This is a genomic window from Streptomyces sp. NPDC101225, from assembly GCF_044767585.1.
In the GTDB taxonomy this organism is placed as follows: domain Bacteria; phylum Actinomycetota; class Actinomycetes; order Streptomycetales; family Streptomycetaceae; genus Streptomyces.
Genome location: NZ_JBIWOE010000007.1, coordinates 245,640 through 271,935, shown reverse-complemented (window position 1 = coordinate 271,935; position 26,296 = coordinate 245,640). Strand labels below are relative to the sequence as shown.

Here is a 26,296-nt window from a genome sequence, read left to right as displayed (position 1 = left end):
ACCATGCCCGAATACCGCCGCATCCTGCTCGACGGCGCCGCCGTCCAGGTCACCGTCGACGGGGACGAACTCGTCGCCGGGGACGGCCGCCGCGTCAAGGCGGACGAGGCGCGCCACCTGCCGCCCGTCGTGCCCTCGAAGGTGATCGCCGTCCACCTCAACCACCGCAGCCGCGTGGACGAGTTCCAGATCCGGCTGCCGGACACCCCGACCTACTTCCACAAGCCGACCTCGGCCCTCAACTCCCACCGGGGCGCCGTCGTCCGCCCCGAGGGCTGCAAGTGGCTCAACTACGAGGGCGAGGTCGCCATCGTGATCGGGAGGACCGCGCGCAACATCTCCCCGGCCGAGGCGGGCGGCCACATCGCCGGCTACACGGTCGCCAACGACTACGGCCTGCACGACTTCCGTGACACCGACGCCGGCTCCATGCTCCGGGTGAAGGGCTCCGACACCCTCTGCCCGCTCGGCCCGGGCCTGGTCACCGACTGGGACTTCCACGGCAAGAGCCTGCGGACGTACGTCAACGGCGAGGTGGCGCAGGACGGTTCGACCGACGAGATGCAGTGGGACATGCACTACCTGGTCGCCGACATCGCCCGCACCATCACCCTGTACCCCGGCGACGTACTGCTGTCCGGCACCCCGGCCAACTCCCGCCCCGTGCGGCCCGGCGACGTCGTCGAGGTCGAGGTCGAGGGCCTGGGCAGGCTGACCAACCACATCGTCACCGGCCCCACCGCCGTCCGCACGGACGTCGGCGCGCAGCCCACCGAGTCCGAGGAGGTGCTGTCCACCGCGCTCGGCGGCGACTGGGAGTTCCGCGGCATCCGCCCACCCCGGCGGTGACGGCGCCCGCGGGACGGCCGCGCACCGGCCCGGCGACCGGACCGCACGGTGCGCGGGTCCGCGCGGGTAGGGTCGCTCGCATGACCGAGTCCGCCGACGCACCCGAGAGCCGGAAGCCACGCAGGCGCCTGCACTACGGTGAGGGCCGCGAGGCCCTGCTGAAGGCGGCGGTGCGGGTGGTGGCGCGCGGCGGCCTGCGCAGGCTCACCTACCGGGCGGTCGCGGAGGAGGCCGGGGTCACCCACGGCCTGGTCGTCCACCACTTCGGCTCCCGGGACGCGCTGATCGAGGCGACCCTGGAGCACACGATCCGCACCTCGCTGAGCACCAGCGCGCTCGAACCGGGCACCGGCAAGGTCGCGGACTTCGCGGCCGGAGTGCCCGAGATGGTCACGGCGGACCCGGACCTCCAGGCGTTCCAGTACGAGCTGCTGCTGGAGTCGCGCCGCAGGCCCGAACTGCTGCCGCCGCTGCGCGAGCTGTACGACGAGTACTTCGACGCCACGCAGCGGGAGCTGGGCCGCATGCTGCCGGCCGGCGCCGACAAGGGGCTGACCCGGCTGGTCTTCGCCGCGCTCGACGGCCTCGTCCTGCACCAGCTCGTCCTCGGCGAGCCCGAGGTCACCGTCGCGGCCCTGGACGAGCTGCGCTCCCTGCTGCGCAGGCTCGACGCCGACGGCGACTGACCCGCGTTCGCGCACGGCCCCGGACCGTCCGTGTCCGGGGCCGTCGCATGGTCCGAAGCGGAAAAATCATCGCCTGCCCCCCTTGTCATCCGGATAGTTCCGGCCCACTATGGGGCAACTCGTTTGGCTCTAAACAATCCCCCTTCCTCCCAGGCAGGTGATCCGTGTGGACAGTCAGACCGTCCCGAGGAGTCAGACGACCCAGGCCGACTCCACGGCAGGCCGGCTCAAACCCAACTCCCTCGGGGTGCTGGGCATCCTCTTCTTCGTCCTGTCCGCGCAGGCTCCGCTGACCGGAATCGCCGGGGCCGTGCCCATCGCCGTCGCCATCGGCAACGGCGCCGGAGTGCCCTCCGCGTACGTCGTGGCCGGACTCGTCGTCCTGCTGTTCTCCGTCGGCTTCGTCGCCATGGGGCGCCATGTCGTGGACGCCGGCGCGTTCTACACGTACATCGGCAAGGGCCTCGGCCGCCCCGTCGGCTCCGGCAGCGCCGGTGTCGCGCTCTTCGCCTACTGCGCGATCCAGGCCGCGATGTACGGGCTCTACGGCACCATCGTCAGCGGCCTGGTCCTGCAGTACGCGCACGTGCACATCGCGTGGTGGGTCTTCGTCCTCGTCACGATGGCGGTCGTGCAGGTCCTCGGCGCGGCCGGGATCGAGATGGGCGCCAAGGTGCTGGCCGTGTTCGTGCTGGCCGAGTTCAGCATCCTGTTCGTCTTCGCCCTGGTCACCTTCGTCAAGGGCGGCGGCCCGCAGGGCCTGGACTTCTCCGGCAGCTTCTCGCCCGGCGCGGCGCTCCAGGGCGCTCCCGGTGTGGCGCTGATGTTCGCCGTGGCGTCGATGTTCGGCTTCGAGGCGACCGCCATCTACGGCGAGGAGGCGCGCGAGCCCCGCAGGACGGTGCCCCGGGCCACGTATCTCTCCGTCGTCGCCATCAGCCTCTTCTTCGCCTTCACCTCGTGGATGCTGGTCTCCGCCCACGGCGCCTCCCACGCCACCGCGGACGCCGGCAAGGCACTGTCCGGCGGCGACGCCTCGGGCTGGGTCTTCGCGCCGATCACCGCGCTGTTCGGCGGCTGGGCGGGCGACGTCCTGCCGGTCCTCCTCGCGACCTCCCTCTTCGCCGGCATCCTCGCCTTCCACAACTCCGCCAACCGCTACCTGTTCTCCCTCGGCCGCGACGGGCTGCTGCCCGGCGGGCTGTGCAGGCTCAACAAGCGCCACTCCCCGTGGTCGGCGGGTGTCGTGCAGACCACGGTCGCCGTCCTGCTGGTCATGCCCTTCGCCCTGCTGGGCAAGGACCCGGTGCTGACCCTCTTCTCGTGGTTCAGCGGCGTGGCCGTGCTGGCGATCATGCTGCTGTACTTCCTGACGTCCGTCTCGGTGGTCGTCTTCTTCCGCCGTGAACGCCTGGACACCCGTCCCTGGAACACCCTCGTCGCCCCCGTCCTGGGCGCCCTCGGCATCGCCGGCGCGATCTGGCTGATCCTCGCCAACTTCAGCACCCTGATCGGCGGCGACCCGGCCACGGCGACCTGGCTGGGGCTGGCCGTCCCGGCGGTCCTGGCCCTGGGGGTGGCCGCCGACCGCGTGACCCGCACCAGGCCGGCGGCGCAGCCGGCCCCCGCCGCCGAGGCGGCCTAGGGGTCACGGCAGCGACGGTCCGGGGGGTGGGCCGCTCGGCGCATCCCCCGGACCGGACCGTCACTCCCGGACCCCCGCCACCCGCTCCAGGAACGCGTCCACCAGCCGGTGGGCGTTGCCCCGGGCCACCGTCTCCAGCTCCCGGGTCCGGGCGAGCAGCTCGCCCGGGTCCACCCCGTGCTCCCGGCACTGCCCGGTGCCGCCGTTGCCGAGGTACCGCTCCACCGTCGCGGCGGTGATCTCCGGGTGGAACTGCACCCCGAGGCTGCGCCCGGCCCGGAACGCCTGGGGGCACACCGCGTTGCGGGCCAGCTCCGCCGCGCCGGGCGGCAGTACGCAGCGGTCGTGGTGCCACTGGAACCAGGGACCGGGGCCGATCAACGAGGGGTCGTCGGTGTCGATCCCGACCCAGCCGATCTCCGCGCTCGGTGACGCCTCGACCGAACCGCCGAGCGCGGTGGCCAGCGCCTGGGCGCCGAAGCACACGCCGAGCACCGGGATGCCGAGGCGGTGGGCCCTGCGCAGCAGGGCCAGCTCGCCGGGCATCCAGGGGCCGACCGCCGCCTCGTCGTACACCGACCAGGGCGCGCCGAGCGACACGATCAGGTCCCAGTCGCCGGCCGCGGGGAAGTCGAAGGCCACGTCCGGCCTGTGGTGGCGGTCCTCGGGGACGACCGTCACGACGGTGAGGCCGTAGCCGCGTTCCGCGAGCCGGGCTCCGAGCGGACCGGGATCGGTCACATGGTCGTGCTGGATGACGAGTGCGCGCACGGGCGGGCTCCTTCCCGGGTCCACGGACCGCCGCGGGCGTCCGTGAACTCTTGTGACGGCGGTCCACCGCAGCATATCGTTTGGAGTCAAATAAACAGGAAGCCAGATCGAAGCCAGATCAACGACGTCCGGAGGTCCCGCATGCTGGACATCACCCACGAGGAGTGGCTGCGCCGAGCCAAGGCACTGGAGCCGGCCGGCGCGCACCACATCGACGGCGCCGAGGAGGGCGGCCCGGGGGCGGCCTTCGCCGTCGTCTCGCCCCGCGACGGCCAGATGCTGACCCAGGTCGCCGACGGGGGCGAAGCGGAGGTCGACGCGGCCGTCGCCGCCGCCCGCCGCGCCTTCGACTCCGGGCCCTGGCCCCGCCTCGCCCCCGCCGACCGCGGCCGCCTCCTGCTGCGCGTCGCCGACCTGCTCGAAGAGCGGCGCGCCGAACTCGCCCTCACGGTCAGCCTGGAGATGGGCAAACCCATCACGGACGCGTACGCCGTCGAACTGCGGGCCGTGATCAACACCTTCCGCTGGTACGGCCAGCTCGCCGACAAGCTGACCGACGAGTCGCCGCACACCGCCCCGGACGCCCTCGCCCTGGTCACCCGGGAGCCCGCGGGCGTGGTCGGCGCGGTCGTCCCGTGGAACTTCCCCCTGACGCTGGCCGGCTGGAAGCTGGCCCCGGCCCTCGCCGCGGGCTGCACCGTCGTACTGAAGCCCTCGGAGCAGTCCCCGCTGTCCGCCCTGCTGCTCGGCCGGATCGCCACCGAGGCCGGGCTGCCGCCGGGCGTGCTCAACGTGGTGAACGGCGACGGCCCGGTGGCCGGGCGGGCCCTCGGCCTGCACCCCGGCGTGGACGTCCTGGCCTTCACCGGCTCCACCGCGGTGGGCCGGCACTTCCTGCGCTACGCCGCCGACTCCAACCTCAAGCGGGTCTGGCTCGAACTCGGCGGCAAGTCGCCCAACATCATCCTCCCGGACGCCCCGGACCTGGAGCAGGCGGCCGCGACCGCCGCCTGGGGCATCTTCTTCAACCAGGGCGAGATGTGCACGGCCCCGTCCCGGCTGCTGGTGCACTCGTCGGTCGCCGACCGCGTCACCGAGGCGATCGTGGCGCGGGCCGGGGAGCTGAGGGTCGGCGACCCGCTCGACCCGGCGACCGAGATGGGCGCCCTGGTCGGCGAGGGTCATCTGGCCCGCGTCCTCGGTCACATCGGCACCGGCATCGAGGAGGGCGCCCGGCTCCGCGCGGGCGGCGGGCGCGCGGACACCGGCTCCGGCGGCAGCTTCCTGCAGCCCACCGTCTTCGACCGGGTGGACCCGGGCATGCGGCTGGCCCGCGAGGAGATCTTCGGCCCCGTCCTGTCCGTCCTCGCCTTCGACGACCTGGAGGAGGCGGTACGGCTGGCCAGCGCCACCGAGTACGGCCTCGCCGCCGGCCTGTGGACCTCCGACCTGTCCACCGCCCACCAGGTCTCCCGCGCCCTGCGGGCCGGCACGGTCTGGGTCAACTGCTACGAGGAGGGCGACCTGACCGTCCCCTTCGGCGGCATGAAGCAGTCCGGCAACGGCCGCGACAAGTCGGCCCACGCCCTCGAGAAGTACACCGAACTGAAGACCACCTGGATCCAGCTGTGAGCCGTACGAGCCCACCCGCGCGCCCTCTGATCGCGGTCCCCGCCCGCTTCGCCGCCACCACCTCCGCGCTGCGCCACGCCGCCGAGGTCAACGCCCGCGCCCTGATCGAGGCCGTCTGGCGGGCCGGCGGGGAACCGGCGAGCATCCACCCCGCCCCCGGCGACGCGGCCGGCCGGCTCGCCCGCTTCGACGGCGTGCTGCTGCCCGGCGGCGGCGACCTCGCCCCGTACCGCTACGGCGCCACCCACACCCACGACAGCGTCTACGACGTCGACGACGTCCAGGACGGCTTCGACCTCGAACTCGCCCGGCAGGCACTGCGCCTGGGCCTGCCCCTGCTGGCGGTCTGCCGCGGCCTCCAGGTCGTCAACGTCGCCCTCGGCGGCACCCTGGAGCAGGACATGGGCGGCCCGGAGCGCGAGCACCGGCACCTCGTGCACCCGGTGGCCGTCCGGCACGGCTCCCTGACGGCGCGGGCCACGGGGGAGGAGAAGGTGGAGGCGTCCTGCTACCACCACCAGCGGATCGAGCGCACCGGCGCCGGACTCGCGGTCACCGCACGCGCCGCCGACGGCACCGTGGAGGGGCTCGAACTGCCGGGCGCCACCGGGTGGTTCACGGCCGTCCAGTGGCACCCGGAGGACACCGCCCACGAGGACCCCGCCCAGCAGGGCCTCTTCGACGCGCTCGTACGGGCCGCCGGCGACCGCCGCTGACCCGCCCCCGGCTCAGCCCTGCGCCCGCCGTCCGCTGCGGCGCGGCGCGGGCGGCGCCCCGTCGAGGAGGGCGAGCCGGCGCTCCTCGCCCTCCTCCTCGACCTGGAGCACCACCTGGCGCAGCCCCTGCGCGACGCCGCGGCACTCCTCGTCGCTGAGCCGCGAGGCGACGAACGCCTCCTCCTCGTTGAACGCCGGGAAGAGCCGCCGCATCAGCTCCTCGCCCTCGTCGGTGAGGCTGAGCAGCACCAGCCTGCCGTCGCTGGGGTGACCGGCCCGCCGCACCAGCCCGCGCTTCTCCAGCGTCCGCGCGACCCCGGTCAGCGTGCCCTTGGAGATGCCCGCCTCCTCCGCCACGTGCCGGGTCTCCGACTCGCCCCACACCCAGACCACCCACAGCACGACGAACGCCGTCCAGGTCAGGTCGGCACCCCGCAGCACGGAGTTCTCCAGGTGCTGGCGGACCGCGGAGGCGGCGCGGTAGATGTTCGCGACGACAGCCATCTGCTCGCGGCGGATGGGGAAACCGCCGAGCTTGGCCTCCGCCAGCTTCTCGGCTTGCGTGATGGATCGTTGGCCGGGCACGGGCACACTCCTCGGGGTGTCGTTCGGCTCCAAATTGTACGGAACCACGGGATTCCGCGACGACGGCAGGCCGGAGCGGCCCCGGGCGGCGCCCGTGCTCAGTAGCTCTCCTGAAGCCGCCCCGCCACGTACTCCTCCCGCAGCACGTTCTTGCGGATCTTGCCCGAGCCGGTCAGCGGGAAGGCTTCGACGAAGATCCAGGAACGCGGTGTCTTGTGCGGGGCGAGGTGGGCGCGGACGTGGTCGAAGAGCTCCTTGTCGGCCACGGTGCGGCCGGGGGCCAGGCGGACGAAGGCGGCGACGCGTTCGCCCCAGACCGGGTCGGGCACGCCCACGACGGCGACCTCGGCGACGGCCGGATGCTCGGCGAGGACCTGCTCGATCTCGCGCGGGTAGATGTTCTCGCCGCCCCGGATGATCATGTCCTTCAGGCGGCCGTCGATACGGCAGTAGCCGCGCGGGTCCATCGAGGCGAGGTCGCCGGTGTGCAGCCAGCCGTCGGAGTCGACGGCGGCGGCGGTCTCGGCCGGCGCGTCGAGGTAGCCGGTCATGACGTGGTACCCGCGGGTGCACAGCTCGCCGGTGACCCCCGGCGGGACGACCGCGCCCGCCGCGTCCACGATCTTCACCTCGGTCAGCGGCAGCGGCCTGCCGACCGTGCGGGCGCGGTCCTCGGGGGTGTCGTCGAGCCGGGTGACGGTGATGCCCGGGGACGCCTCGGTCTGCGCGTAGATGATGCACATCGGCACACCGAAGGCGTCCTCGACCCGGCGGACCAGTTCCGGCGGCACGGAGGCGCCGCCGGAGAGCACGTAGCGCAGACAGGAGAGGTCGGTGCGGGGGAGCGCGGGGTGTTCGAGCATCGCGAGGAGCATCGTCGGCACCCCGCCCATCACCACGCAGCGCTCGGACGCGGTGAGTTCGAGCATCAGGCCCGGGTCGAAGTGCGGCGGCAGGACCTGGGTGCCGAGGCTGCTGATCGCGGCGAGCGTGGCCAGCACGCAGCCCGCCGTGTGGAACAGCGGCATCGGGTTGAGCTGGGCCTCGCCCGGCCGCAGCCCGAAGGTGCGCACGTAGGCCAGGCGCGCGTTGTTGGTGATGCCGCGGTGGTGCAGGACCACGCCCTTGGGCAGGCCGGTCGTGCCCGAGGTGTACTGGATCTGGGCCGGTGACAGCGCACCGGCCGTGGGAAGCCCGCGGTCGCCGGAGCCCTCGGCGCAGAACTCCGCCCAGTCCTCGAACAGCACGCTCGTGCGCAGGCCGGGCAGGTCGGCGCGGACGTCCGCGAGGGTCCGCGCCATGGGGTTGCCGCGGTACTCGCGCAGCAGGAAGACACCGGCCGCCCGGGAATGGCCGAGCACGTGCCGCAACTCCGCCGCGCGCAGCGCCGGGTTCACCGTCACGAGGGTGATGTCCGCGAGCGCGGCGGCGAGTTCGAGGATCACCCACTCCGGGATGTTGTTCGCCCACACCGCGACCCGCTCTCCCGGCGAGAAGCGGCCGAGCAGGGCCCGGGCCGCGCGCTCCGCCTCGTCGAGCAGTGCCGTGTACGTCCACCGGCGCCGCTCGGCGGGATCCGCCACCCCCTCGACCAGGGCGATCGTGTCCGGCGCGCGCCCGGCGGCGCCGCGCAGCAGCGATCCGACGGTCTCGTCCCGCAGCTCCTCGCCACCGGGCTCGCCCGGCCAGTACGCCATCGCCACCATGTCAGCCCCCGGAGGTCCCGCATGCCGTGGTCGGTCGGCCACGGCGTCAGTATCCAGGACCCGGGCCCGCGGCCCAATCCCCGCGATCGGACGGTCGGTTGCCGGCGGCGGACGGTTCCAGGGAGCGTGCGGCGACCCTCGCCAGATGCCGCGTGAAGACCTCGCGGGCCTCCGGGGTGAGGGTGCGCAGCGCGACCAGTGCGGTGATCACGACGTCGCAGAGCTCGCCCTGCACGTCCTGCCAGGAGTGCGTCACCCCCTTGCGCGGGTTCTGGCCCGTCGCCCCGATCACCGCCTGTGCGACCTCGCCGACCTCCTCCGACAGCTTGAGCATGCGCAGGAGCAGAGCCTCCCGGCCGTCGTGGGGGCGGTGGCCGTCCAGCCAGGTCCACAGATCGTCGATGGTGGACCAGAGGTCCGAAGGGCAGGGGGAGGAGGAAGCGGGCTGATCGGTCATGGGCGCAGCCTGCCCCGCCCGGTCACCTCCTGAACGGGGCCCGCTCCGCACCCCTCACTCCTTGGGCAGCGCCTCGTCCTCCTCGAACAGCGCCTGCTGCTCGTCCCGCTCCCCCTTCCGCAGCCTCTTGTTGCGGGCGCCCACGACCAGGGCCGTGGCGGCGGCCGTCACGCCGAGGGCCGCCGGGACCATCCAGCCGCGGTCCAGGACATGGCCGAGCGCGTGGTCGAGGGAGAGGCGGCCGGGGCCCGTGATCGCGAGACCGGTGGCGGCGAGCGTCAGGGAGGCGGCGTACTCGTAGCCGCCCTCCATGGCGAAGAAGCCGTTGGGGGCGTGCACCGCGGACGCGCCCACCATCGCGCCGGCCGCCGCCGCGCCCGCCGCCGGGGTCGCGAGGCCCACCGCCAGCAGCACGCCGCCGCCGGTCTCCGCGAGTCCCGCCGCGGTCGCGCTCGCCCGGCCCGGCGCGTAGCCGACGGACTCCATGTACCGGCCGGTCCCCTCCAGCCCGTGCCCGCCGAACCAGCCGAACAGCTTCTGCGCGCCGTGCGCCGCCAGCACGCCGCCCGTACTCAGCCGGAGCAGCAGCAGCCCCAGATCACGCCGGTCGTCACAGCTCATGGTCTCTCCCGGAACAGGCGACAGGAACAGTCCCCTCCGCGTCCCACCGTCGCACCTCCCCCACCCCCCTACCCGCCCGCGCCGCCGTTCGGGTGGCGGCCCCCCGCGCGCGGTGTGAGTCTGACTGCCATGACGATTCAGCCAGCCAAACTCAGCGATCCGGCCGTCCGCGCCTTCGTCACCGCCGTCAACGCCCATGACCGCGACGGCTTCCTCTCCCTCCTCGCGGAGCACGCCACCATGTCGGACGACGGCTCCGACCGCGAACTCACCGAGTGGATCGACCGGGAGATCTTCTCCTCCAACGGCCACATGGACGTCGACAACGAGTCCCAGGGCGGCCGCGCCCTCCTCGCCCACTACCGCAACGACACCTGGGGCGAGATGCGCACCCGCTGGAGCTTCACGGTCGACGACGACGGCCGGATCTCCCGCTTCGAGACCGGGCAGGCCTAGGACGTGGCCCAGGACGTGTGCGGCACGCCCCGGGTGATCCGCGCGCGGCGTCCCGCGAGGGCTTGTCCTCGCGTGCACTCCAACTCCTAGCGTCTGCGGGCATGGAGACGAAGAGAACTCTCGGACGCAGCGGTATCGACGTCAGCCCGCTCGGCTTCGGCTGCTGGGCGATCGGCGGTGAGTGGTCCGACCCGGACGGACGGCCACTGGGCTGGGGCAAGGTCGACGACGAGGAGTCCGTACGGGCGATCCGGCGTGCCCTCGACCTCGGCGTGACCTTCTTCGACACCGCCGACGCCTACGGGACCGGACACAGCGAGCGGGTACTGGGCCGGGCGCTCGGCAAGCGGCGCGCGGACGTGGTCGTGGCCACCAAGTGGGGCAACGTCTTCGACGAGCGCACGCGCACCGCCCAGGGCCAGGACGCCTCCGTGGCGCACGTCCGCGCCGCGCTCACCGCCTCGCTCGCCCGGCTCGGCACCGACCACGTCGACCTGTACCAGCTGCACCTCTCCGACGCCCACCCCGAGCAGGCCGCCCGACTCCGCGACGCCTGCGAGGAGTTGGTCGGGGAGGGGCTGATCCGCGCCTACGCGTGGAGCACCGACGACCCCGCCCGCGCCGCGGTCTTCGCCGAGGGCACCCACTGCACGGCCGTGCAGCACGCCCTCAACGTCTTCCAGGACGCCCCCGGCATGCTCGCCCTGTGCGAGGAGGCGGACCTCGCGAGCGTCAACCGCAGCCCGCTGGCGATGGGGCTGCTGGCCGGCCGGCGCCGGGACCGGCTGGAGGCCGGCGACATCCGCAGCAGGCCGCCGGCCTGGCTGCCGGGCTTCGGCGAGGGCACCGGAGCCGACCCCGGCTGGCTGGCCCGCGTCGACGCGGTCCGCTCCGTCCTCACCAGCGGCGGCCGCACGCTCGCCCAGGGCGCCCTCGGCTGGATCTGGGCCCGCAGCCCGCGCACGATCCCGATCCCGGGCTTCCGCTCGGTGGCCCAGGCCGAGCAGAACGCCCGGGCGATCGCCAAGGGGCCGCTCACCGCGGCGCAGCTGGCCGAGATCGACCGGCTGCTGCAGCGGTGAACGGCCCCTGCCGGCCCGCGGCTCAGTAGCCCTGGTCGCCGGACCGGGCGTACTGCTGCCGCTCGCCGTGGGCCTGCCGCTCCGTCAGCGTCAGCCGCCCCGCCTCGATGGTCGCCAGGCGCGGTGCGCGGCGGGCGATGGACGAGTCGTGGGTGACCATGACGAAGGTCAGCCGGTACTCGTGCCACAGCCCCTCCAGCAGGCCCATGATGTCGTCGCGGGTGCCCTCGTCGAGGTTGCCGGTGGGCTCGTCGGCGAGCAGCACCTTCGGCTTCTTGACCAGCGCGCGGGCGATCGCGACACGCTGCTGCTGGCCGCCGGAGAGCTCGGAGGGCGCGTGGCCGAGGCGCTCGCCGAGGCCGACGGAGCGCAGGGCCTCGGCGGCGCGCTCGCGGCGCTCGGCCGGCTTCACCCCGAGGGGCACGAGTGCCGTCTCGACATTCTCCTGCGCGGTCAGCGTCGGGATGAGGTTGAACGACTGGAAGATGATGCCGATCTTCTCGGCCCGCAGCCGGGTCAGCTTCGCCTCGCCGATACGGGCGAGGTCCACCCCGTCCAGTTCGACGCTGCCCTCGGTCGGCCGGTCCAGGCCGCCGATCATCTGCAGCAGCGTGGACTTGCCGCCGCCGGTGGGGCCCTGGATGACGAGCTGGTCGCCGTCGTCGATGGCGAGGTCGATGCCGCGCAGCGCCTCCACCGTCTCCTTGCCCCGCGTGTAGCGCTTGGTGACGCCGGTGAGTCTGTACATGGGTTTCTCCGTGAGGGAAGCAGGCGTGAGGGGAGCAGGGGTGGGGCGCCGCGTCCCGGGGGGAACGGAGGCGGCGCCCCGGATCAGGGGGCGGGCGTCACGAGACGCTGCGCAGCGCGTCCGCCGGGCGCATCCGGGAGGCGCGCCAGCCGCCCATCGCGCCGGCGATCAGACCGCCGGCGACCGCCAGGGCCACCGCGAGCCCGATGGTGGTGAGGGAGACGGGGGCGGAGAGGGCGATCTCCATGGTGCTGGAGGCGGACTGCCCGCCGGGACCGCCGCCGCCCGGGCCGCCACCGGGACCGCCCATGCCGCCACCGCCGCCGGTGCTGCCCAGCTGTGCGGTCAGCCTCGGGCTGATGGCGGTGACCGCGTAGGCGGCCGCGAGGCCGAGGGCGATCCCGAGGGCGCCGCCGATCAGGCCGTTGACGATGGACTCGCCGACGACCTGCCGGGTCACCTTGCGGCTCGGCCAGCCGAGCGCCTTCAGGGTGCCGAACTCACGCACCCGGCGGGAGACGGCGGCGGAGGTGAGCAGCGCGGCCACCAGGAAGGCGGCGGCCAGCACCGCGATCGACAGCCACTTGCCCACGCTGGTCGCCAGGTTCGAGGCGGTCGACAGCGAGCCGGAGACCGTGGAGGCGAGGTCGGCGGAGGTGGTGACCGTCGTACCGGAGATGTTCTTCTGGATCGTCTTCTTGACCGCGGCGATCTGCTGCGAGTCGGTCGCCTTGACGTAGATCGTGGTGACCTTGTTCTTCGAGTCGGCCAGGGTCTGCGCCTGCTTCAGCGGCAGGAACACGTCGGTGGTCGACTCGCTGCTGTCGGGTGTCGCGATGCCGATGACGGTGTACTTGGTGCCGGAGACCTTGAAGGTCGAACCGACCTTGTACTTCTTCGACTTGGCGTAGGACTTGCTGACCACCGCGACCTTGGCGTCGGTCTGCGCGGCCGTGAAGGTCCTGCCCGAGGTGATCTTCGACGTGGCCAGCGGGCCGAGGCCCTGGTCGGTGACGTCGACGCCGGCCACCGAGTAGGCGTTGACGTCGAAGGAGGCGCCGCCGCCCTGGACCTGCGGCTGTCCGCTGCCGCCGCCGCTGCCGCCGCCGGGGCCGCCCTGCTGGGCGGAGCCGGTGGTGGACGTCTTGGCCTTGCCCTGGGTGAAGGAGCCGTCGACCTTGGTGACGTTCAGGGCGATCGCGCCGACCGCGGCGGACACGCCCCGCTGCGCGGCGACCTTGCCGACCAGCGAGGACGACAGGGCCTGACCGCCCTGTGTCATGACGCGGTCCGAGCTCTGCTTGCTCTTGCTGCTCGACTTCGCGTCGAACTTGAAGTTCGGGCCCTGGGAGCTGCCCGCTGTGGGAGCCGACCGCGCCTTGGTCACCGTCATGTCGGTGCCGAGGCCGTAGAGCGACTTGAGGACCTTGTCCTGCGCCTGGGTCATGCCGGCCGACACCGAGTCGACGGTGATGACCAGAGCGATACCGAGCGCCAGACCCAGTGCGATGACCAGGGCCGCCTTCTTTCTCCGGCCCAGTTCGCGCTTGAGATAGATGCCAAACATCCCGTTCCTCGAAGGTTCTTGGCGCCCTCCGTGGGCGCTGCCACAAGCTAGGGAGAAACCTTTGAGCGGGACTGAGTAAAAGGTGTGCCGGAGCTGAGAAAGCCGGGTTCCTGGTCAGAATTCCGTAAGACAGGCAATTCTTATGCTCCACAGGGCCTACTGCCAGACAGGTCCTGTGAGGTGCGGTGTACGGTCCCGGAATGCGCGATCTCTCTCCGCCGACGCGGCGTGCCGCTCTCGGCCTGGCCGCCGCCGTTCCGCTCGCCGCGGCGGCCCCCGCTTCCGCCCTGACTTCCACCGTCGTCGGCGGTGCGCGACTCGCCCGCAAGGGAATTCAGGTGAGCGGTGTCACAGGTCTGCCGGAGAAACTCACCGCGCGCGCCTGGATCGTCGCCGACGGCGACAGCGGGGAGGTGCTCGCCTCCTTCGGCGCGCACCGGCGCCTGGCTCCCGCCTCCACGCTGAAGATGCTCTTCGCCGACACGGTGCTGAGGAAGTTCCACCGCACCGACCGGCACAAGGTGACCGCGGCCGACCTGGCCGACATCCCCGCGGGCTCCAGCCTGGTCGGGATCAGGCCCGGGATCACCTACACCGTCGAGCAGCTGTGGCAGGGCGTCTTCCTGCGCTCGGGCAACGACGCCGTGCACGTGCTCGCCCACATGAACGGCGGAGTGGCGAAGACGGTCGCCGAGATGCAGGCCGGGGCCGCGGACCTCCAGGCGCTGGACACCCATGTCGTCAGCCCCGACGGCTTCGACCACAAGGGCCAGCTGTCCTCGGCCTACGACCTCACCCTGTTCGCCCGGCACGGGCTGCGGAACGCCGACTTCCGCGCGTACTGCCACACCCGCACGGCCGACTTCCCGGCCGGCGGCGGCAAGACCTTCCAGATCCAGAACACCGACCGCCTGCTCACCGGCGCCTGGGGCCTGAAGACGTACGACGGGCTGATCGGGGTCAAGAACGGGTTCACCAGCCACGCGGGCAACACCTTCACCGGCGCCGCCACCCGCGGCGGCCGGACCCTGCTGGTCACGGTCATGCATCCCACGAGCGGCTACAACGCCGTCTACCGGGAGACCGCCGCGCTGCTGGACTGGGGCTTCGGCAAGGGGAGTTCGGCCAAGGCGGTGGGCACGCTGGTCGAGCCGCTCAGCGAGGGCGGGGGGCCGGCGAAGCCCACGCGCGCGACGGTCCGGGCCGCGGCCGGGGCGCCGGGCACGCCGTCCGGCAGCCCGTCCGCCTGGCGGCTGCTGGAGGGCGCGGGCAGCACGGTCGTCCTGCTGGCGGGCGGGGTGTGGGCACTGCGCAGGCGGCTGCGGGGGACCGGCGGTCGGCACACGGCCTGAGCATGCGGCAGCCGCTCCACCCGCCGGTGCTTCTCTCGCGGTCCCACGCGAGATCCACCCCCACCCGGCGCGGTGGAACGGCTGCCGTCTCCCCCCCTCGGTTCGGCCTTCGGAACGAGGGCCCTCCAAGTGTGAAGCTCCCGTGGAGGAGATTCGAGCATAAGCCTCCGACCGGCCGCTATGGTCCGGATGTTCAGATTCCGTTTGTGCAAGTTGATGAGTTGAGCACCGGCGCGCGACGGTCAGCCGCGCCCCACGTACGGCATCGCGGTGGCCAGGACGGTCGCGAACTGCACATTCGCCGCCAGCGGCAGCTCGGCCATGTGCCGCACCGTGCGCGCCACGTCGGCGACGTCCATCACCGGCTCGGGCGCGATCTCACCGTTGGCCTGCAGCGCTCCGGTCTGCATCCGGGAGGTCATGTCGGTCGCCGCGTTGCCGATGTCGATCTGCCCGACCGCGATGCCGTACGGCCGCCCGTCCAGCGACAGCGCCTTGGTCAGTCCGGTCAGTGCGTGCTTGGTCGCCGTGTAGGCCACGGACCGCGGCCGGGGCGTATGCGCCGAGATGGAGCCGTTGTTGATGATCCGGCCGCCCTGCGGGTGCTGCTCCTTCATCTGCCGGTAGGCCGCCTGCGCGCACAGGAACGCCCCGTTGAGGTTGGTGTCCACCACATGCCGCCAGGCGTCGTAGGGCAGTTCCTCGACCGGCACCCCGCCGGGGCCGAAGGTCCCCGCGTTGTTGAACAGCAGGTCCACCCGTCCGAACCGCTCGACGGCGGCGGCGAAGAGCGCGTCCACCTCCTCCGGCCGCGAGACGTCGGTGCGCACGGTGACGGCCGCCGCGCCGGGCACGAGGGCAGCCGTCTCCTCCAGCGTCGCCGGGCGCCGTCCCGCGAGCGCCACCGACCAGCCCGCCCGCAGCAACTCCACGGCGACCGCCCGTCCGATGCCGGAGCCGGCACCGGTCACGACCGCGGTCCTCGGCTGCTCTTGCGTCTGCATGGCATTCATGGCCCCGCAGCGTAGGCGAGAGCCCGGCGGGCGGGACGGCGGTGTCCGCCGTCCGGGTGCTCAGGCCGCTGCGACGGCCTCGCCCGGGTAGCGGACGCCGATCCGGTCCCGTATCGCGTCCAGCGTCCGCATCACCGCCAGGGTGCCGTCGAGCGGCACCAGCGGCGACTCGGTCTCCCCGGCCCGCAGGGCACGCATCACCTCCCGCGCCTCGTGCCGGAGGCTGTTGCGGGGCCCGTCGGCGGGGGCGGCCGCGAACTCCTCGGGGTCACGGCCGTCGCGGTGCAGCACGAAGCGGTCCGGGAAGAAGAAGCCGTGCGGAACGTCGATGCGGCCCGCGGAGCCGGTGACCGACGCCGAGGTGGCCGTGCCGCCGACGATCGAGCAGTGCACCGAGGCGAGCGCGCCGCCGCCGAACCCGAGCAGGGCGCCGGTCTGCAGGTCGACGCCCTCCTCGGAGAGCACCGCCCGCGCCGCCACGTCCGTCGGCTCACCGAGCAGCAGCTGCGCGAACGACACCGGGTAGACACCGAGGTCGAGCAGCGAGCCGCCGCCCTGCGCGGGGTCGCGCAGCCGGTGGGTGGGAGGGAACGGCCCGGCCAGCCCGAAGTCGGCCTGCACACTGCGCACTTCACCGATCGCCCCGTCGTCGACGAGGTCCTTCAGACGCCGTACGAGGGGATGGCAGTACATCCACATGGCCTCCATCAGGAAGCTCCCGCGCTCCCGCGCCAGCGCGACCAGCTCCCCGGCCTCGCGCGCGTTGAGCGTGAACGCCTTCTCGCACAGCACGTTGCGCCCGGCCCGCAGGCACAGGCCCGCGGCCTCGCGGTGCGCCGAGTGCGGGGTGGCGACGTACACGACATCGATGTCCGCGTCCTCGGCGAGCGCGGCCCAGTCGCCGTACGCCCGCCCGATCCCGAACCGCTCCGCGAACGCGTCCGCCGACGCCTGGGTCCGCGAGGCCACCGCGACGACCTCCGCGTCCGGCAGGTCGATCAGATCCGCCGTGAACGCGGCGGCGATCCCGCCCGTCGCGAGGATCCCCCACCGCAGTCTCTCCGCCGTCATCACGGACCCCGCCCTCGTATGGCATTCGGCACTGTGTACGAGCTGAGAGCATAGGTTGCGGACGACTCGGAGAGGGAGGGACGCATGACGGCCGAGCAGGGGGCCCCGACGGCACACGTACGGCGGGCGGCGGGAGCGGACGGCGAACCGGCCGCTCCCGCCGTCCGCCGCACCGGACTGCTCGTCACCCTGATCCTCGGCGGTCTCACCGCCACACCCCCGCTGGCGATGGACATGTACCTCCCCTCGCTCCCGGAGGTCACCGGTTCCCTGCACGCGCCCGCCGCCACCGTGCAGCTCACGCTCACCGCCTGCCTGCTCGGCATGGCGCTCGGGCAGCTGGTGGCCGGCCCGATGAGCGACCGGTGGGGCCGCCGCCGCCCGCTGCTGACCGGCCTCGTCGCCTACGTCGTCTCGACCGTGCTGTGCGCGTTCGCGCCGACCGTCGAGGTGCTGGTCGCCTTCCGGCTGGCGCAGGGACTGGCGGGCGCGGCGGGCATCGTCATCGCGCGGGCCGTGGTCCGGGACCTGTACGACGGTGTCGTGATGGCCCGCTTCTTCTCCACCCTCATGCTGATCAGCGGGGTCGCCCCGATCGTCGCGCCGCTGATCGGCGGGCAGATCCTGCGCGTGACGGACTGGCGGGGCGTCTTCGCGGTGCTCACCCTCGTCGGCGCGGCGCTGACCGCGCTGGTGTGGGCGAAACTGCCGGAGACCCTGCCCGAGGCCGAGCGGCACGCCGGGGGAGCGGGTGAGGCCCTGCACGCCATGCGCCGCCTGCTCGCCGACCTCCCCTTCACCGGGTTCATGCTCACGGGCGGCTTCGCCTTCGCGTCCCTGTTCGCCTACATCGCGGCCTCGCCCTTCGTGATCCAGGAGATCTACGGCGCCTCCCCGCAGACCTTCAGCCTGCTCTTCGGCCTGAACTCGCTCGGGCTCGTCGCGGTCGGCCAGATCAACGGCAAGGTGCTGGTGGGCCGGGTCCGCCTGGAACGGGTGCTGGGCCTCGGACTGGCCCTCGTCACCGCCGCCGCGACCGCCCTGCTGCTGATGTCCACCGGCGTCCTCGGCACGGCCGGCCTGGCGCCCGTCGCCGCCGCCCTGTTCGTCCTGATGTCCGCGATGGGGATGACGCTGCCGAACGCCCAGGCCCTGGCCCTGATGCGCACCAGGCACGCCGCCGGGTCCGCGTCCGCGCTGCTCGGCACGTCCTCGTTCCTCATCGGCGCCGTCGCCTCCCCGCTCGTCGGGATCGCCGGGGAGCACACCGCCGTCCCGATGGCGGTCGTCCAACTGGCGGCAGCACTGGTGGCGCTGGCCTGCTTCATGGGAATGTGCCGTCCTCGGAAGGGGCGTGCGAACGCGGAGGGAGCAGAGAGCTGAGCGCACCAAGACTGCGCAGGGACAGCCCCGAACGGGCGGGCCTCGACCCCGGCGAACTCCGCCACCTCGTCCAGGAGGTCCACGACCTCACCACCGGTGAGCGGCCCTGGGCCGCGGGCACCGTCGTGGTCGCCGGCCGCGGCCCGGTGATCGCCGTCGAGGAGGCGGCGGGCTGGGCCGTGCGGTACTCCGCCTACGACGCCGAACGCGACCGAGGGGTCGAACTGCCCGCCGGGGCACGGGTCCCCATGACCGTCGACACCCCCTTCGACCTGGCCTCCCTCACCAAGCTGTTCACCGCGGTCGCCGCGGTGCAGCAGATCGAGCGCGGCACCCTCGGCATCGACGCCCGGGTCGGCGCGTACCTGCCGGAGTTCGCCGCGGCCTCCCGGTACGGCATCACCGTGCGGCAGCTGCTCACCCACACCTCCGGGCTGCGCCCCGAACTCCCGCTCCACGGCTGCGCGGACGACGTCGAGCGGCTCGCGATGCTACGCGCGGAGAAACCGGTGGGCGTGCCCGGCGCGTACACCTACTCCGACCTCAACCTCCTGCTGCTCCAGTTCGTCCTGGAGCGCTGCACCGGCCGCACGCTGGACGTCCTGATCCACGACGGGATCACCCGGCCGCTGGGCATGCTCTCCACCGACTTCGGACCCTGTCCCGGCGCGGCCGCGACCGAGGACCAGCGCCGGCCGTGGGCCAAGGTCGACCGGGGGATGGTGCGCGGCGTCGTCCACGACGAGAACGCGTGGGCGCTCGGCGGGATCGCGGGCCACGCGGGCATGTTCTCGACCGGCGGGGACCTCGCCGTGTTCTGCCGCACACTGCTCGCCGGCGGCTCCTACGGTCCCGCCCGCATCCTCGGCGCGGACTTCGTGGAACTGCTGCTGACCCCTCCGGGGCTGGGGTTCGCGATCGACCAGCCGTGGTTCATGGGCGAACTGGCCGGGCACGGGGCCGCGGGGCACACGGGGTTCACCGGGACGTCCCTGGTGCTGGACCCCGCGACCGGGACGTTCCTGGTGCTGCTGGCGAACACCGTCCATCCCGTACGGCGGCGGGCGGACAGCAGGCCCCGCGCCGCCGCGGCGACCTGGATGGCCCGGGCGGTCCGCCCGGTGTAGCGCCGTGCGGGCGTCCCGCACACCGGACAGGCTGAAATAATCGCCCGGTGAACGCCCCCGCCTCCCCGGCCGCGACCCTGCGCACCGCCCTCGCCACCCTCCTCGACGGACTTCCGCCCAAGCGGGCCGCGCAGGCCGTCGAGCGGCTGATCAGCCACTATCGCGGGGCCACGCCCACCGACGCCCCGATCCTGCGCGACCGGGCGGACGTGGCCGCCTACGCCGCCTACCGGATGCCGGCGACGTTCGAGGCGGTGCGGGCCGCGCTGGCGGCGTTCGCCGACGCGGTGCCGGACTGGGCGCCGGGCAGCCATGTGGACGTCGGCGGCGGCACGGGGGCCGCGACCTGGGCCGTCAGCGCCACCTGGTCCGGCGGGCGCGGCGTCACCGTGCTGGACTGGGCCGAACCCGCGCTCGCCCTCGGCCGGGAGATCGCGGCCGCCAACCCGGCCCTGGAGCAGGCCGCCTGGCGGCGTGCGCGGATCGGCGGGGAACTCGCCCTCGGCGACACCGATCTGGTGACCGTGTCCTACGTGCTCAACGAGCTGACCGAGGCGGACCGCGCCGCGCTCGTGGACGCCGCCGCGTCCGCCGCCCGGGCCGTCGTGGTCGTCGAGGCCGGCACCCCCGCTGGCTACGGCCGTGTCATCGAGGCCCGCGACCGGCTGATCGCGGCCGGCTTCCGCATCGCCGCGCCCTGTCCGCACAGCGCGGCCTGCCCGATCGTGGCCGGCGAGGACTGGTGCCACTTCTCGGCCCGGGTCAGCCGCTCCTCCCTGCACCGGCAGGTCAAGGGCGGTTCCCTGCCCTACGAGGACGAGAAGTTCAGCTACGTGGCCGCCACTCGGCTCCCGGCCGGACCCGCGGCCTCCCGCGTCGTCCGGCGGCCGCAGATCCGCAAGGGGCAGGTCCTGCTGGAGCTGTGCGAGCGGGACGGGCGGCTGCGCCGCTCGACGGTGACCAAGCGCCACGGCGGCCTGTACAAGGCGGCACGGGACGCGGACTGGGGCGACGCCTGGCCGCCGTACGCGCAGGAGCCGTAGGCCGCGGAACGATACCGTCGCACCATGGTCGACAAGCCCGCCCCCGACGCCACCCGCCGCAGCGCGAGGTCCCGCCGCGCGATCTACGACGCGGCCCTCGCCCTGGTCGCCGAGATCGGCTACCCGAGGACGACCGTCGAGGGCATCGCCGCCCGGGCCGGCGTCGGCAAGCAGACGATCTACCGGTGGTGGGGGTCCAAGGCGGACGTCCTGCTGGAGGCGTTCCTGGACCTCAGCACACGGGCGGGCCAGGAGCCGTACGCCGTCCCGGACACGGGCGATCTCGCGGCCGATCTCAAGGCCGTGCTGCGGATCACCGTCGACCGGCTCAAGGACCCCCGATTCGAGGTGCCCTCCCGGGCCCTGGCCGCCGAGGGCCTGCTCGACGAACGGCTCGGCCGGGAGGTCGTGGCCAAGCTCCTCGAACCCTCGCTGCGGCGGTACGCCGACCGCCTGCGCTCCGCCCAGCGGGCCGGCGAGGTGCGCCCCGAGGTCGACCCGCGCATCGCCCTGGAGCTCTTCGTCTCCCCCCTCGCCCAGCGCCGGCTCCAGCACACGGGACCGATCTCCCACCAGTACACCGACACCCTCGTCGAGTACGCCCTGCACGGTCTCGCCCCCCGTACCCGGGATGTCCCTTCTGGCACCCCCGGGCGCGGTCCGGTGGGACCATAGGGCATGCTGGTCCGCACGACGGCAAGGCGAGGAGATAGATGAGCGCGGAGTTCGGCGGCCGCACCGGCCGGCAGGGCAAACTCTCCCAGTGGCTGCGCGGACGCCGCCCGAAGGAGGACGGCGCCGACGACGGCGGCCGTGAGGCCCTGCTGGTGGCCGCCGCCGAAGCGGGCCTGCCGCTCGCCCCCGCCGCGCATCCCGCCCCCGGCTACGGATGCTCCTGCGACCGTGTGGGCTGTCCCACCCCGGCCCGCCACCCCGTCTCGTTCGCCTGGCAGACGCAGTCGACCACCGACCGCGCGCAGATCGAGCGCTGGGCCCGGCACCAGCCGCGCGCCAACTTCATCACCGCGACCGGCATGGTGCACGACGTGCTGGACGTCCCCCTGCAGGCGGGCCGGCCGGCGCTCATGCGGCTGCTCGCCTCCGGCATCGAGGTCGGCCCCGTCGCGGAGAGCGACGACGGCCGGCTCCTCTTCTTCACCCTCACCCGCGGCACCCCCGAGGACGAGGACGAGTGGTGGCCCTGCGAGCTGGACTGCCACCCCGAGACGATGGACGAGCACCCCGGGCTGCGCTGGCACTGCCGCGGGTCCTACGTCCTCGTACCGCCCGCCCGGCTGCCCGGTGACGACGGCACGACCGTGCACTGGGTGCGCGGCCCGGAGCATCCGCTGCCGGACCCTCTGAGCCTGCTGGAGATCCTCACCGACGAGTGCGCCCGGCACGCCGGCGAGGAGAGCGACCACGTGGGCGCGGCCTGGCCGCTGCGCCACTGACACCGGCTCACCACGGCACCCGGAAACCGGCTCGCTACGACCCCTGGGCCGAGGTCAGTCCCTCCAGCCGGGACAGGACCGTCACCTGTCCGCCGCCCGCACCCTGTCTCGGATCCAGTGCGATGCCGTTCGAGACGAACTCCATCGTCAGCGACTGCTTGATCTCCCCGGTCGTCAGGGCCTTCACGCTCGCGTTCGGAGCGGGGATCTCGGTGCCCGCGGCCGCCGTCTGCTTCTGGTAGCGGCGGGTGGTGAAGAAGACCAGCGCCCCGCCGTCCGCGGTGCGCAGCGCCAGCGGCGCGTAGTCGCCGCTGGTCAGCGGTTCGTCGATGTACTGCGTGACCAGGCCGGGCCGCTTGCCGTCCTTCGCGCGCTGCGCGCGCCAGCCGTCGGTGTACGGGCCGGCCGCGAAGGTCTTGCCGCCCTTCCTCAGGTACGTCGCGTAGCTCCGGCTCACGTCCTGCGGCGCGACGGCGAGTTCGGTGGAGTTCGCGGGCACCGCCTCGGCCCAGCCGTCCGCGTCCTTGCGCACCTTCGGCAGGGTGCCGGGGGAGACGAGCGTCAGGTACGCCACCCGCCACGTCCTGCCCAGGCCGTCCCGGGTGAACACCAGCACCCAGCGCAGGGCGCCGCCCTTGTTGCCCTTCGCCTCCGCCACGAACCAGCGCGGCCAGCCCGCCTTCTTGGGGATCGTGTACGTCACGTCGGTCAGCTTCAGCGGCGTGTGCGAGCGATTGCCGCCCGGGCTGATCGCATGGCCGGCCTTCAGCCGGGCCGCGTCGATGTCCCCGAGAGCGCCGGTGACATGGCCGGCGTCCAGCGAGGTGTCGTACGCCTTGTCGGCCTTGTTGTACGCCGTGGTGAACTGCTTCAGGGCCTCGGCGGCCTCGGCACGGGTGGAGGAGGGGAGCACCTCGCGCTCCCCGTGGACCACCACGCAGCCGCTCGCCGTCATCGACAAAGCGGTCACCGAGGCCGCGACCAGCGCAGTCCGGTCAAGCCTGCGGGGCCTTCGAGGGCCGCGATCCCTGCTCATCAGGTGCCTTCACCTTCCCCTTCCCGGAGGCGAACCCTACCGGGGCGAAGAACACCGCGAGTGTCGGGACCAGGTACAGCAGCCACACCGTGACCTGGAGAACGGTCGGGTCGGGCTGGAAGTTGAACACGCCCTTCAGGAGCGTGCCGTACCAGCTGTCCGGCGGGACGGTGCCGCTGATGTCGAAGGCCAGGTGCGTCAGACCGGGGATCCAGTCGGCCTCCTGGAGGTCGTGGAAGCCGTACGCCAGCACGCCCGCCGCGACCACGACCAGCATGCCGCCGGTCCAGGTGAAGAACTTCGCCAGGTTGATCCGCAGGGCGCCGCGGTAGAACAGCCAGCCCAGGAGGACCGCGGTCGCGAGGCCGAGGGCCACGCCGATCAGCGGGCGCGGCGTGCCGTCGCTGGCCGCGTGCACCGACGCCCACACGAACAGGGCGGTCTCCAGGCCCTCCCGGCCCACCGCGAGGAAGGCGGTGGCGACCAGGGCGCCGGTGCCCATCGCGAGGGCGGCGTCCAGCTTGCCGTGCAGTTCGGACTTCAGGTGCCGGGCGGTGCGCCGCATCCAGAAGACCATCCATGTCACCAGGCCGACGGCGATGATCGACAGGGAGCCGCCGAGGGCCTCCTGCGCCTGGAACGTCAGCTCCTGGGAGCCGAATTCGAGGGCGCAGCCGAAGCCCATCGCGATCAGCACGGCGACGGTGATGCCGATCCAGATGGGCCGGATGGCGTCCCTGCGGCCCGTCTTGACCAGATAGGCGATCAGGATGCAGACGACGAGGCTGGCTTCCAGGCCCTCGCGCAGACCGATCAGGTAGTTGGAGAACACGGGCTACGCCTCCTCGGAGAACAGCGTGCTGCCCCACCAGTCGTCCTGGTCGCGGACGCCGGGCGGGACCGCGAAGACCGCCGAACCCACGTGCTGGATGTACTCGTTGAGCGCGTCGTGCGCCGACAGCCGGCGCTGCAGCGGGATGAACCCCTTGCGGACGTCGCGCTGGTAGGCGAGGAAGAACAGACCGGCGTCCAGCCGGCCCAGGCCGTCGGTGCCGTCGGTGAACGAGTAGCCCCGGCGCAGGATGGTGATCCCGTCGTTGGAGTCGGGGTGCGCCAGCCGGACGTGCGCGTCGGGCTTCATCGCCTTGAGGAACGGCTTGTCGTGCTCCTTGGCCTTGCCGACGGGGGCGCCCTCGCCCTTGTCGCGGCCGAAGACGTCCTCCTGCTCCTGCAGCGAGGTGCGGTCCCAGGTCTCGATGTGCATCCGGATCCGCCGGGCGACCAGATACGAGCCGCCGGTCATCCAGGCCGATGCGCCGTCGACGTCCTGCTCGCCGACCCACACGAACTTCTTCAGCCGGTCGGTCTCGGTGCCCGCGATGTTGCGGGTGCCGTCCTTGAAGCCCATCAGGTTGCGCGGGGTCTGCGCGCCCGGGGTGGTGGACGAGGTCTTGCCGAAACCGAGCTGCGACCAGCGGATGTTGACCTTGCCCATGCCGATGCGGGCCAGGTTGCGGATCGCGTGCACCGCCACCTGCGGGTCGTCCGCGCAGGCCTGGATGCACAGGTCGCCGCCGGTGCGGGTCCGGTCCAGGTTGTCGCCGGCGAACCGCGGCAGGTCCACCAGGGCCTCGGGCCGCTTGTCCTTGATCCCGAACCGCTCCCCGTACGTGGCGAACAGCGACGGGCCGAAGCCGATCGTCAGCGTCAGCCGCGAGGGCTTCAGGCCCAGCGCCTCGCCGGTGTCGTCCGGGGGTGCCTCGGCGAGTCCGCCGTACGCGCCGTCGCCGACCGCCTTCCCGGCGCTCATCCGGCGCGCGGCCTCCGTCCAGTCCTTCAGCATCCGCACGAACTCGGCGCGGTCCTCGGTCTGCACGTCGAACGCGGCGAAGTGCAGCCTGTCCTGCACCGGTGTGGCGATGCCGGCCTGGTGGGCGCCGTGGAAGGCGACCGCGGCGCCCGTCTCGGCGGCGGCCGGGTCCACGTCGTTGCCGGCCCGGCTCATCGCGACCCCGCCGCCGGCCGCGGCGGCACCGAGCGCGAGCCCGGCCCCGCCCCATCCGATCAGCGAACGCCGTGACGGCTTGGGGCCGGCGTCGGCGGTGGTGGCTTCCTGAGTGTCCGTCATATCGGTCCGTCCCTACTTCGCGACGGCGGCGGCGAGCTGGGAGAGCGGCTCGGCGAGCGCGTTCACCGCGTCCGAGAGCTCCTTGCGCTGTTCCTCGGTGACCTTGTCGTACGAGACGTAGCCGTCCGAGGTCGCGTCGGTGCGGTACGTGTCGAGCGTCTTGTCCAGCGAGGCGAACTGCTTGTCGAGTTCGGTGGTCAGCGCCTTGTCGTTGGTCCGCGCGACGGGCTTGAGCAGCTCGTACGCCTGCTGCGCGCCCTCGACGTTGGCCTTGAAGTCGCTCAGGTCGGTGTGCGAGTAGCGGTCCTCCTCGCCGGTGACCTTGCCGGTGGCGACCTCGTCGAGCAGCTCCTTGGCGCCGTTGGCCATGGAGGTCGGGGTGATCTCGGCCTTGCCGACCCGCTGCTGCCAGTTCTTGAGGTCGGTGACCAGCTGGTCGGCGAGCGTCTTCTGCGCGCCGCCGATCTTCCTGTCCTGCCACAGCGCCTTCTCCAGCGCGTGCCAGCCGGTCCACTTCTGGCCCTTCTCCAGGCCGTCGGCGCGGGTGTCGGTCTTGGGGTCGATGGTGCCGAAGGACTCGGCGATCGGCTCCGTGCGCTCCCAGCCGACGCGGGAGGGGGCGTAGGCGTCCTGGGCGGCCTTGAGGTCACCGGCCTTGATCGCCTCGGCGAAGGTCTCCACCTTCGGGATGGTCGCGTCGGCCTGCTCCTGCGCGTACGCCCGGTAGGCGGCGACGGCCTTGTCCAGCCGCGGGTCGCGCTCGGCGGTGGAGCCGGAGCCGGTGACGGTGAGCTTCTGGCGGACGCCGCGGCCCTTCATGCCGGGCCGGCAGGCGATCTCGTAGGAGCCCGCCTTCACCTCGGCGGTCAGCGTGTACTTGGTGCCCGGTCCGATGTTCTCCTTCTCCGACACGATCCGGTCGTCCGGGAAGAGGATCTCGACCTCGGTCGCCTTGGAGCCCTTGTTCTCGATGCTCAGCGTGACCTGGCCGGCCGGCACCGACTTCATGGAGGTGTCGCAGGTGGAGTCCGCTGCCGTCACCTTGATCGCGGCATCCCCGTCGGCCTTGCTCTTCTCGGTGCATCCCGTGACGGCGGTCAGGGCCGTCACGGCGGTGACGGCGGTGACGACGGAGAGTCTGGCGGCTCGCATGCAGGCTCCTGAGGCT

The 26,296-nt window shown here is 72.9% G+C and carries 26 protein-coding genes; 13 read left to right on the top strand and 13 right to left on the bottom strand.

Annotation, left to right across the window (positions count from 1 at the left end):
* Positions 1 to 3 precede the first annotated feature (3 nt).
* The 3 genes from ACIRPX_RS13510 (at position 4) to ACIRPX_RS13500 (ending at position 3,180) form a co-directional block, all read left to right on the top strand.
* Positions 4 to 849, top strand: a complete 846-nt coding sequence (locus ACIRPX_RS13510) for a fumarylacetoacetate hydrolase family protein (protein ID WP_404192743.1) — start codon at positions 4 to 6, stop codon at positions 847 to 849.
* Positions 850 to 929: 80 nt separating this feature from the next.
* Entirely contained in the window at positions 930 to 1,535 is a 606-nt protein-coding gene (locus tag ACIRPX_RS13505) for a TetR/AcrR family transcriptional regulator (RefSeq protein ID WP_404192740.1), read from the top strand.
* 166 nt (positions 1,536 to 1,701) lie between these two features.
* Positions 1,702 to 3,180 carry an APC family permease gene (locus tag ACIRPX_RS13500; protein WP_404192737.1) on the top strand — a complete coding sequence of 493 codons (1,479 nt, stop codon included), beginning with the start codon at positions 1,702 to 1,704 and terminating at the stop codon, positions 3,178 to 3,180.
* Between the two features lie 60 nt (positions 3,181 to 3,240).
* On the opposite strand, the gene ACIRPX_RS13495 is transcribed toward ACIRPX_RS13500, so the two are convergent.
* A complete protein-coding gene (locus ACIRPX_RS13495) occupies positions 3,241 to 3,951 on the bottom strand; it encodes a type 1 glutamine amidotransferase (protein ID WP_404192734.1) in 711 nt (236 codons plus the stop codon).
* 141 nt (positions 3,952 to 4,092) lie between these two features.
* Here ACIRPX_RS13495 and ACIRPX_RS13490 point away from each other — a divergent pair, with 141 nt between their 5' ends.
* Together ACIRPX_RS13490 and ACIRPX_RS13485 are read left to right on the top strand one after the other, a co-directional pair.
* Positions 4,093 to 5,583, top strand: coding sequence for an aldehyde dehydrogenase (locus ACIRPX_RS13490; RefSeq protein WP_404192732.1), 1,491 nt, complete (start codon positions 4,093 to 4,095; stop codon positions 5,581 to 5,583).
* Positions 5,580 to 6,299 (top strand): gamma-glutamyl-gamma-aminobutyrate hydrolase family protein, encoded by a 720-nt coding sequence (locus ACIRPX_RS13485; protein ID WP_404192729.1) that lies wholly within the window; start codon positions 5,580 to 5,582, stop codon positions 6,297 to 6,299. The genes ACIRPX_RS13490 and ACIRPX_RS13485 overlap by 4 nt, the downstream gene beginning before the upstream one ends.
* Positions 6,300 to 6,311: 12 nt before the next feature.
* Here ACIRPX_RS13485 and ACIRPX_RS13480 read toward each other — a convergent pair whose 3' ends face one another.
* The 4 genes from ACIRPX_RS13480 to ACIRPX_RS13465 all read right to left on the bottom strand — a co-directional run bounded on the left by ACIRPX_RS13480 (position 6,312) and on the right by ACIRPX_RS13465 (position 9,668).
* The gene (locus ACIRPX_RS13480) at positions 6,312 to 6,884 is read right to left on the bottom strand and encodes a MarR family winged helix-turn-helix transcriptional regulator (RefSeq protein WP_404192726.1); all 573 of its coding nucleotides are present in this window, start codon (positions 6,882 to 6,884) and stop codon (positions 6,312 to 6,314) included.
* A 98-nt stretch (positions 6,885 to 6,982) separates the two neighbouring features.
* Positions 6,983 to 8,581 (bottom strand): AMP-binding protein, encoded by a 1,599-nt coding sequence (locus tag ACIRPX_RS13475; RefSeq protein ID WP_404192723.1) that lies wholly within the window; start codon positions 8,579 to 8,581, stop codon positions 6,983 to 6,985.
* Between the two features lie 55 nt (positions 8,582 to 8,636).
* A complete protein-coding gene (locus tag ACIRPX_RS13470) occupies positions 8,637 to 9,047 on the bottom strand; it encodes a MazG-like family protein (RefSeq protein ID WP_404192720.1) in 411 nt (136 codons plus the stop codon).
* Positions 9,048 to 9,101: 54 nt separating this feature from the next.
* Positions 9,102 to 9,668, bottom strand: a complete 567-nt coding sequence (locus tag ACIRPX_RS13465) for a DoxX family protein (protein ID WP_404192717.1) — start codon at positions 9,666 to 9,668, stop codon at positions 9,102 to 9,104.
* 129 nt (positions 9,669 to 9,797) lie between these two features.
* On the opposite strand from ACIRPX_RS13465, the gene ACIRPX_RS13460 reads away from it, so the two are divergent.
* Together ACIRPX_RS13460 and ACIRPX_RS13455 are read left to right on the top strand one after the other, a co-directional pair.
* On the top strand, positions 9,798 to 10,124 hold the full coding sequence (locus tag ACIRPX_RS13460; protein WP_404192715.1) for a nuclear transport factor 2 family protein: 327 nt from the start codon (positions 9,798 to 9,800) through the stop codon (positions 10,122 to 10,124).
* 101 nt (positions 10,125 to 10,225) lie between these two features.
* Complete coding sequence (locus ACIRPX_RS13455) at positions 10,226 to 11,206, top strand: aldo/keto reductase (protein WP_404192713.1); 981 nt, start codon at positions 10,226 to 10,228, stop codon at positions 11,204 to 11,206.
* A gap of 22 nt (positions 11,207 to 11,228) precedes the next feature.
* Here the strand turns inward: ACIRPX_RS13455 and ACIRPX_RS13450 are convergent, their stop codons facing one another.
* Both ACIRPX_RS13450 and ACIRPX_RS13445 read right to left on the bottom strand, forming a co-directional pair.
* Entirely contained in the window at positions 11,229 to 11,954 is a 726-nt protein-coding gene (locus ACIRPX_RS13450) for an ABC transporter ATP-binding protein (protein ID WP_404192711.1), read from the bottom strand.
* A gap of 97 nt (positions 11,955 to 12,051) precedes the next feature.
* Positions 12,052 to 13,521: an ABC transporter permease gene (locus tag ACIRPX_RS13445; RefSeq protein WP_404192708.1), complete on the bottom strand. Its 1,470-nt coding sequence runs from the start codon at positions 13,519 to 13,521 to the stop codon at positions 12,052 to 12,054.
* A 200-nt stretch (positions 13,522 to 13,721) separates the two neighbouring features.
* On the opposite strand from ACIRPX_RS13445, the gene ACIRPX_RS13440 reads away from it, so the two are divergent.
* On the top strand, positions 13,722 to 14,873 hold the full coding sequence (locus ACIRPX_RS13440) for a D-alanyl-D-alanine carboxypeptidase family protein (RefSeq protein ID WP_404192706.1): 1,152 nt from the start codon (positions 13,722 to 13,724) through the stop codon (positions 14,871 to 14,873).
* Between the two features lie 242 nt (positions 14,874 to 15,115).
* On the opposite strand, the gene ACIRPX_RS13435 is transcribed toward ACIRPX_RS13440, so the two are convergent.
* Both ACIRPX_RS13435 and ACIRPX_RS13430 read right to left on the bottom strand, forming a co-directional pair.
* Positions 15,116 to 15,886 (bottom strand): SDR family oxidoreductase, encoded by a 771-nt coding sequence (locus ACIRPX_RS13435; RefSeq protein ID WP_404192704.1) that lies wholly within the window; start codon positions 15,884 to 15,886, stop codon positions 15,116 to 15,118.
* 60 nt (positions 15,887 to 15,946) lie between these two features.
* Complete coding sequence (locus ACIRPX_RS13430; protein WP_404192701.1) at positions 15,947 to 16,957, bottom strand: Gfo/Idh/MocA family oxidoreductase; 1,011 nt, start codon at positions 16,955 to 16,957, stop codon at positions 15,947 to 15,949.
* Positions 16,958 to 17,041: 84 nt separating this feature from the next.
* Between ACIRPX_RS13430 and ACIRPX_RS13425 the strand changes: the two genes are divergently transcribed.
* Genes ACIRPX_RS13425 through ACIRPX_RS13405 form a run of 5 tightly spaced genes read left to right on the top strand, consistent with a single transcriptional unit; the run spans position 17,042 to position 21,964 of the window.
* The gene (locus ACIRPX_RS13425) at positions 17,042 to 18,340 is read left to right on the top strand and encodes a multidrug effflux MFS transporter (protein WP_404192698.1); all 1,299 of its coding nucleotides are present in this window, start codon (positions 17,042 to 17,044) and stop codon (positions 18,338 to 18,340) included.
* Complete coding sequence (locus ACIRPX_RS13420; protein WP_404192695.1) at positions 18,292 to 19,467, top strand: serine hydrolase domain-containing protein; 1,176 nt, start codon at positions 18,292 to 18,294, stop codon at positions 19,465 to 19,467. Before ACIRPX_RS13425 ends, ACIRPX_RS13420 begins: the two co-directional genes overlap by 49 nt.
* A 47-nt stretch (positions 19,468 to 19,514) precedes the next feature.
* Positions 19,515 to 20,510 carry a small ribosomal subunit Rsm22 family protein gene (locus ACIRPX_RS13415; RefSeq protein ID WP_404192692.1) on the top strand — a complete coding sequence of 332 codons (996 nt, stop codon included), beginning with the start codon at positions 19,515 to 19,517 and terminating at the stop codon, positions 20,508 to 20,510.
* A gap of 24 nt (positions 20,511 to 20,534) precedes the next feature.
* Positions 20,535 to 21,185, top strand: coding sequence for a TetR/AcrR family transcriptional regulator (locus tag ACIRPX_RS13410; protein ID WP_404192689.1), 651 nt, complete (start codon positions 20,535 to 20,537; stop codon positions 21,183 to 21,185).
* Positions 21,186 to 21,223: 38 nt separating this feature from the next.
* Positions 21,224 to 21,964 (top strand): bifunctional DNA primase/polymerase, encoded by a 741-nt coding sequence (locus tag ACIRPX_RS13405; RefSeq protein WP_404192686.1) that lies wholly within the window; start codon positions 21,224 to 21,226, stop codon positions 21,962 to 21,964.
* Positions 21,965 to 21,998: 34 nt separating this feature from the next.
* Here ACIRPX_RS13405 and ACIRPX_RS13400 read toward each other — a convergent pair whose 3' ends face one another.
* From ACIRPX_RS13400 to efeO, 4 genes are read right to left on the bottom strand one after another with little or no spacing between them, the layout of a single operon-like run.
* Positions 21,999 to 23,000: a hypothetical protein gene (locus tag ACIRPX_RS13400; protein ID WP_404192683.1), complete on the bottom strand. Its 1,002-nt coding sequence runs from the start codon at positions 22,998 to 23,000 to the stop codon at positions 21,999 to 22,001.
* Positions 22,960 to 23,832, bottom strand: coding sequence for an iron uptake transporter permease EfeU (efeU, locus tag ACIRPX_RS13395; RefSeq protein WP_404192681.1), 873 nt, complete (start codon positions 23,830 to 23,832; stop codon positions 22,960 to 22,962). Before efeU ends, ACIRPX_RS13400 begins: the two co-directional genes overlap by 41 nt.
* Positions 23,833 to 23,835: 3 nt before the next feature.
* A complete protein-coding gene (gene efeB, locus ACIRPX_RS13390) occupies positions 23,836 to 25,128 on the bottom strand; it encodes an iron uptake transporter deferrochelatase/peroxidase subunit (RefSeq protein WP_404192678.1) in 1,293 nt (430 codons plus the stop codon).
* Between the two features lie 12 nt (positions 25,129 to 25,140).
* Positions 25,141 to 26,280: an iron uptake system protein EfeO gene (gene efeO, locus ACIRPX_RS13385; protein ID WP_404192675.1), complete on the bottom strand. Its 1,140-nt coding sequence runs from the start codon at positions 26,278 to 26,280 to the stop codon at positions 25,141 to 25,143.
* Positions 26,281 to 26,296 lie beyond the last annotated feature (16 nt).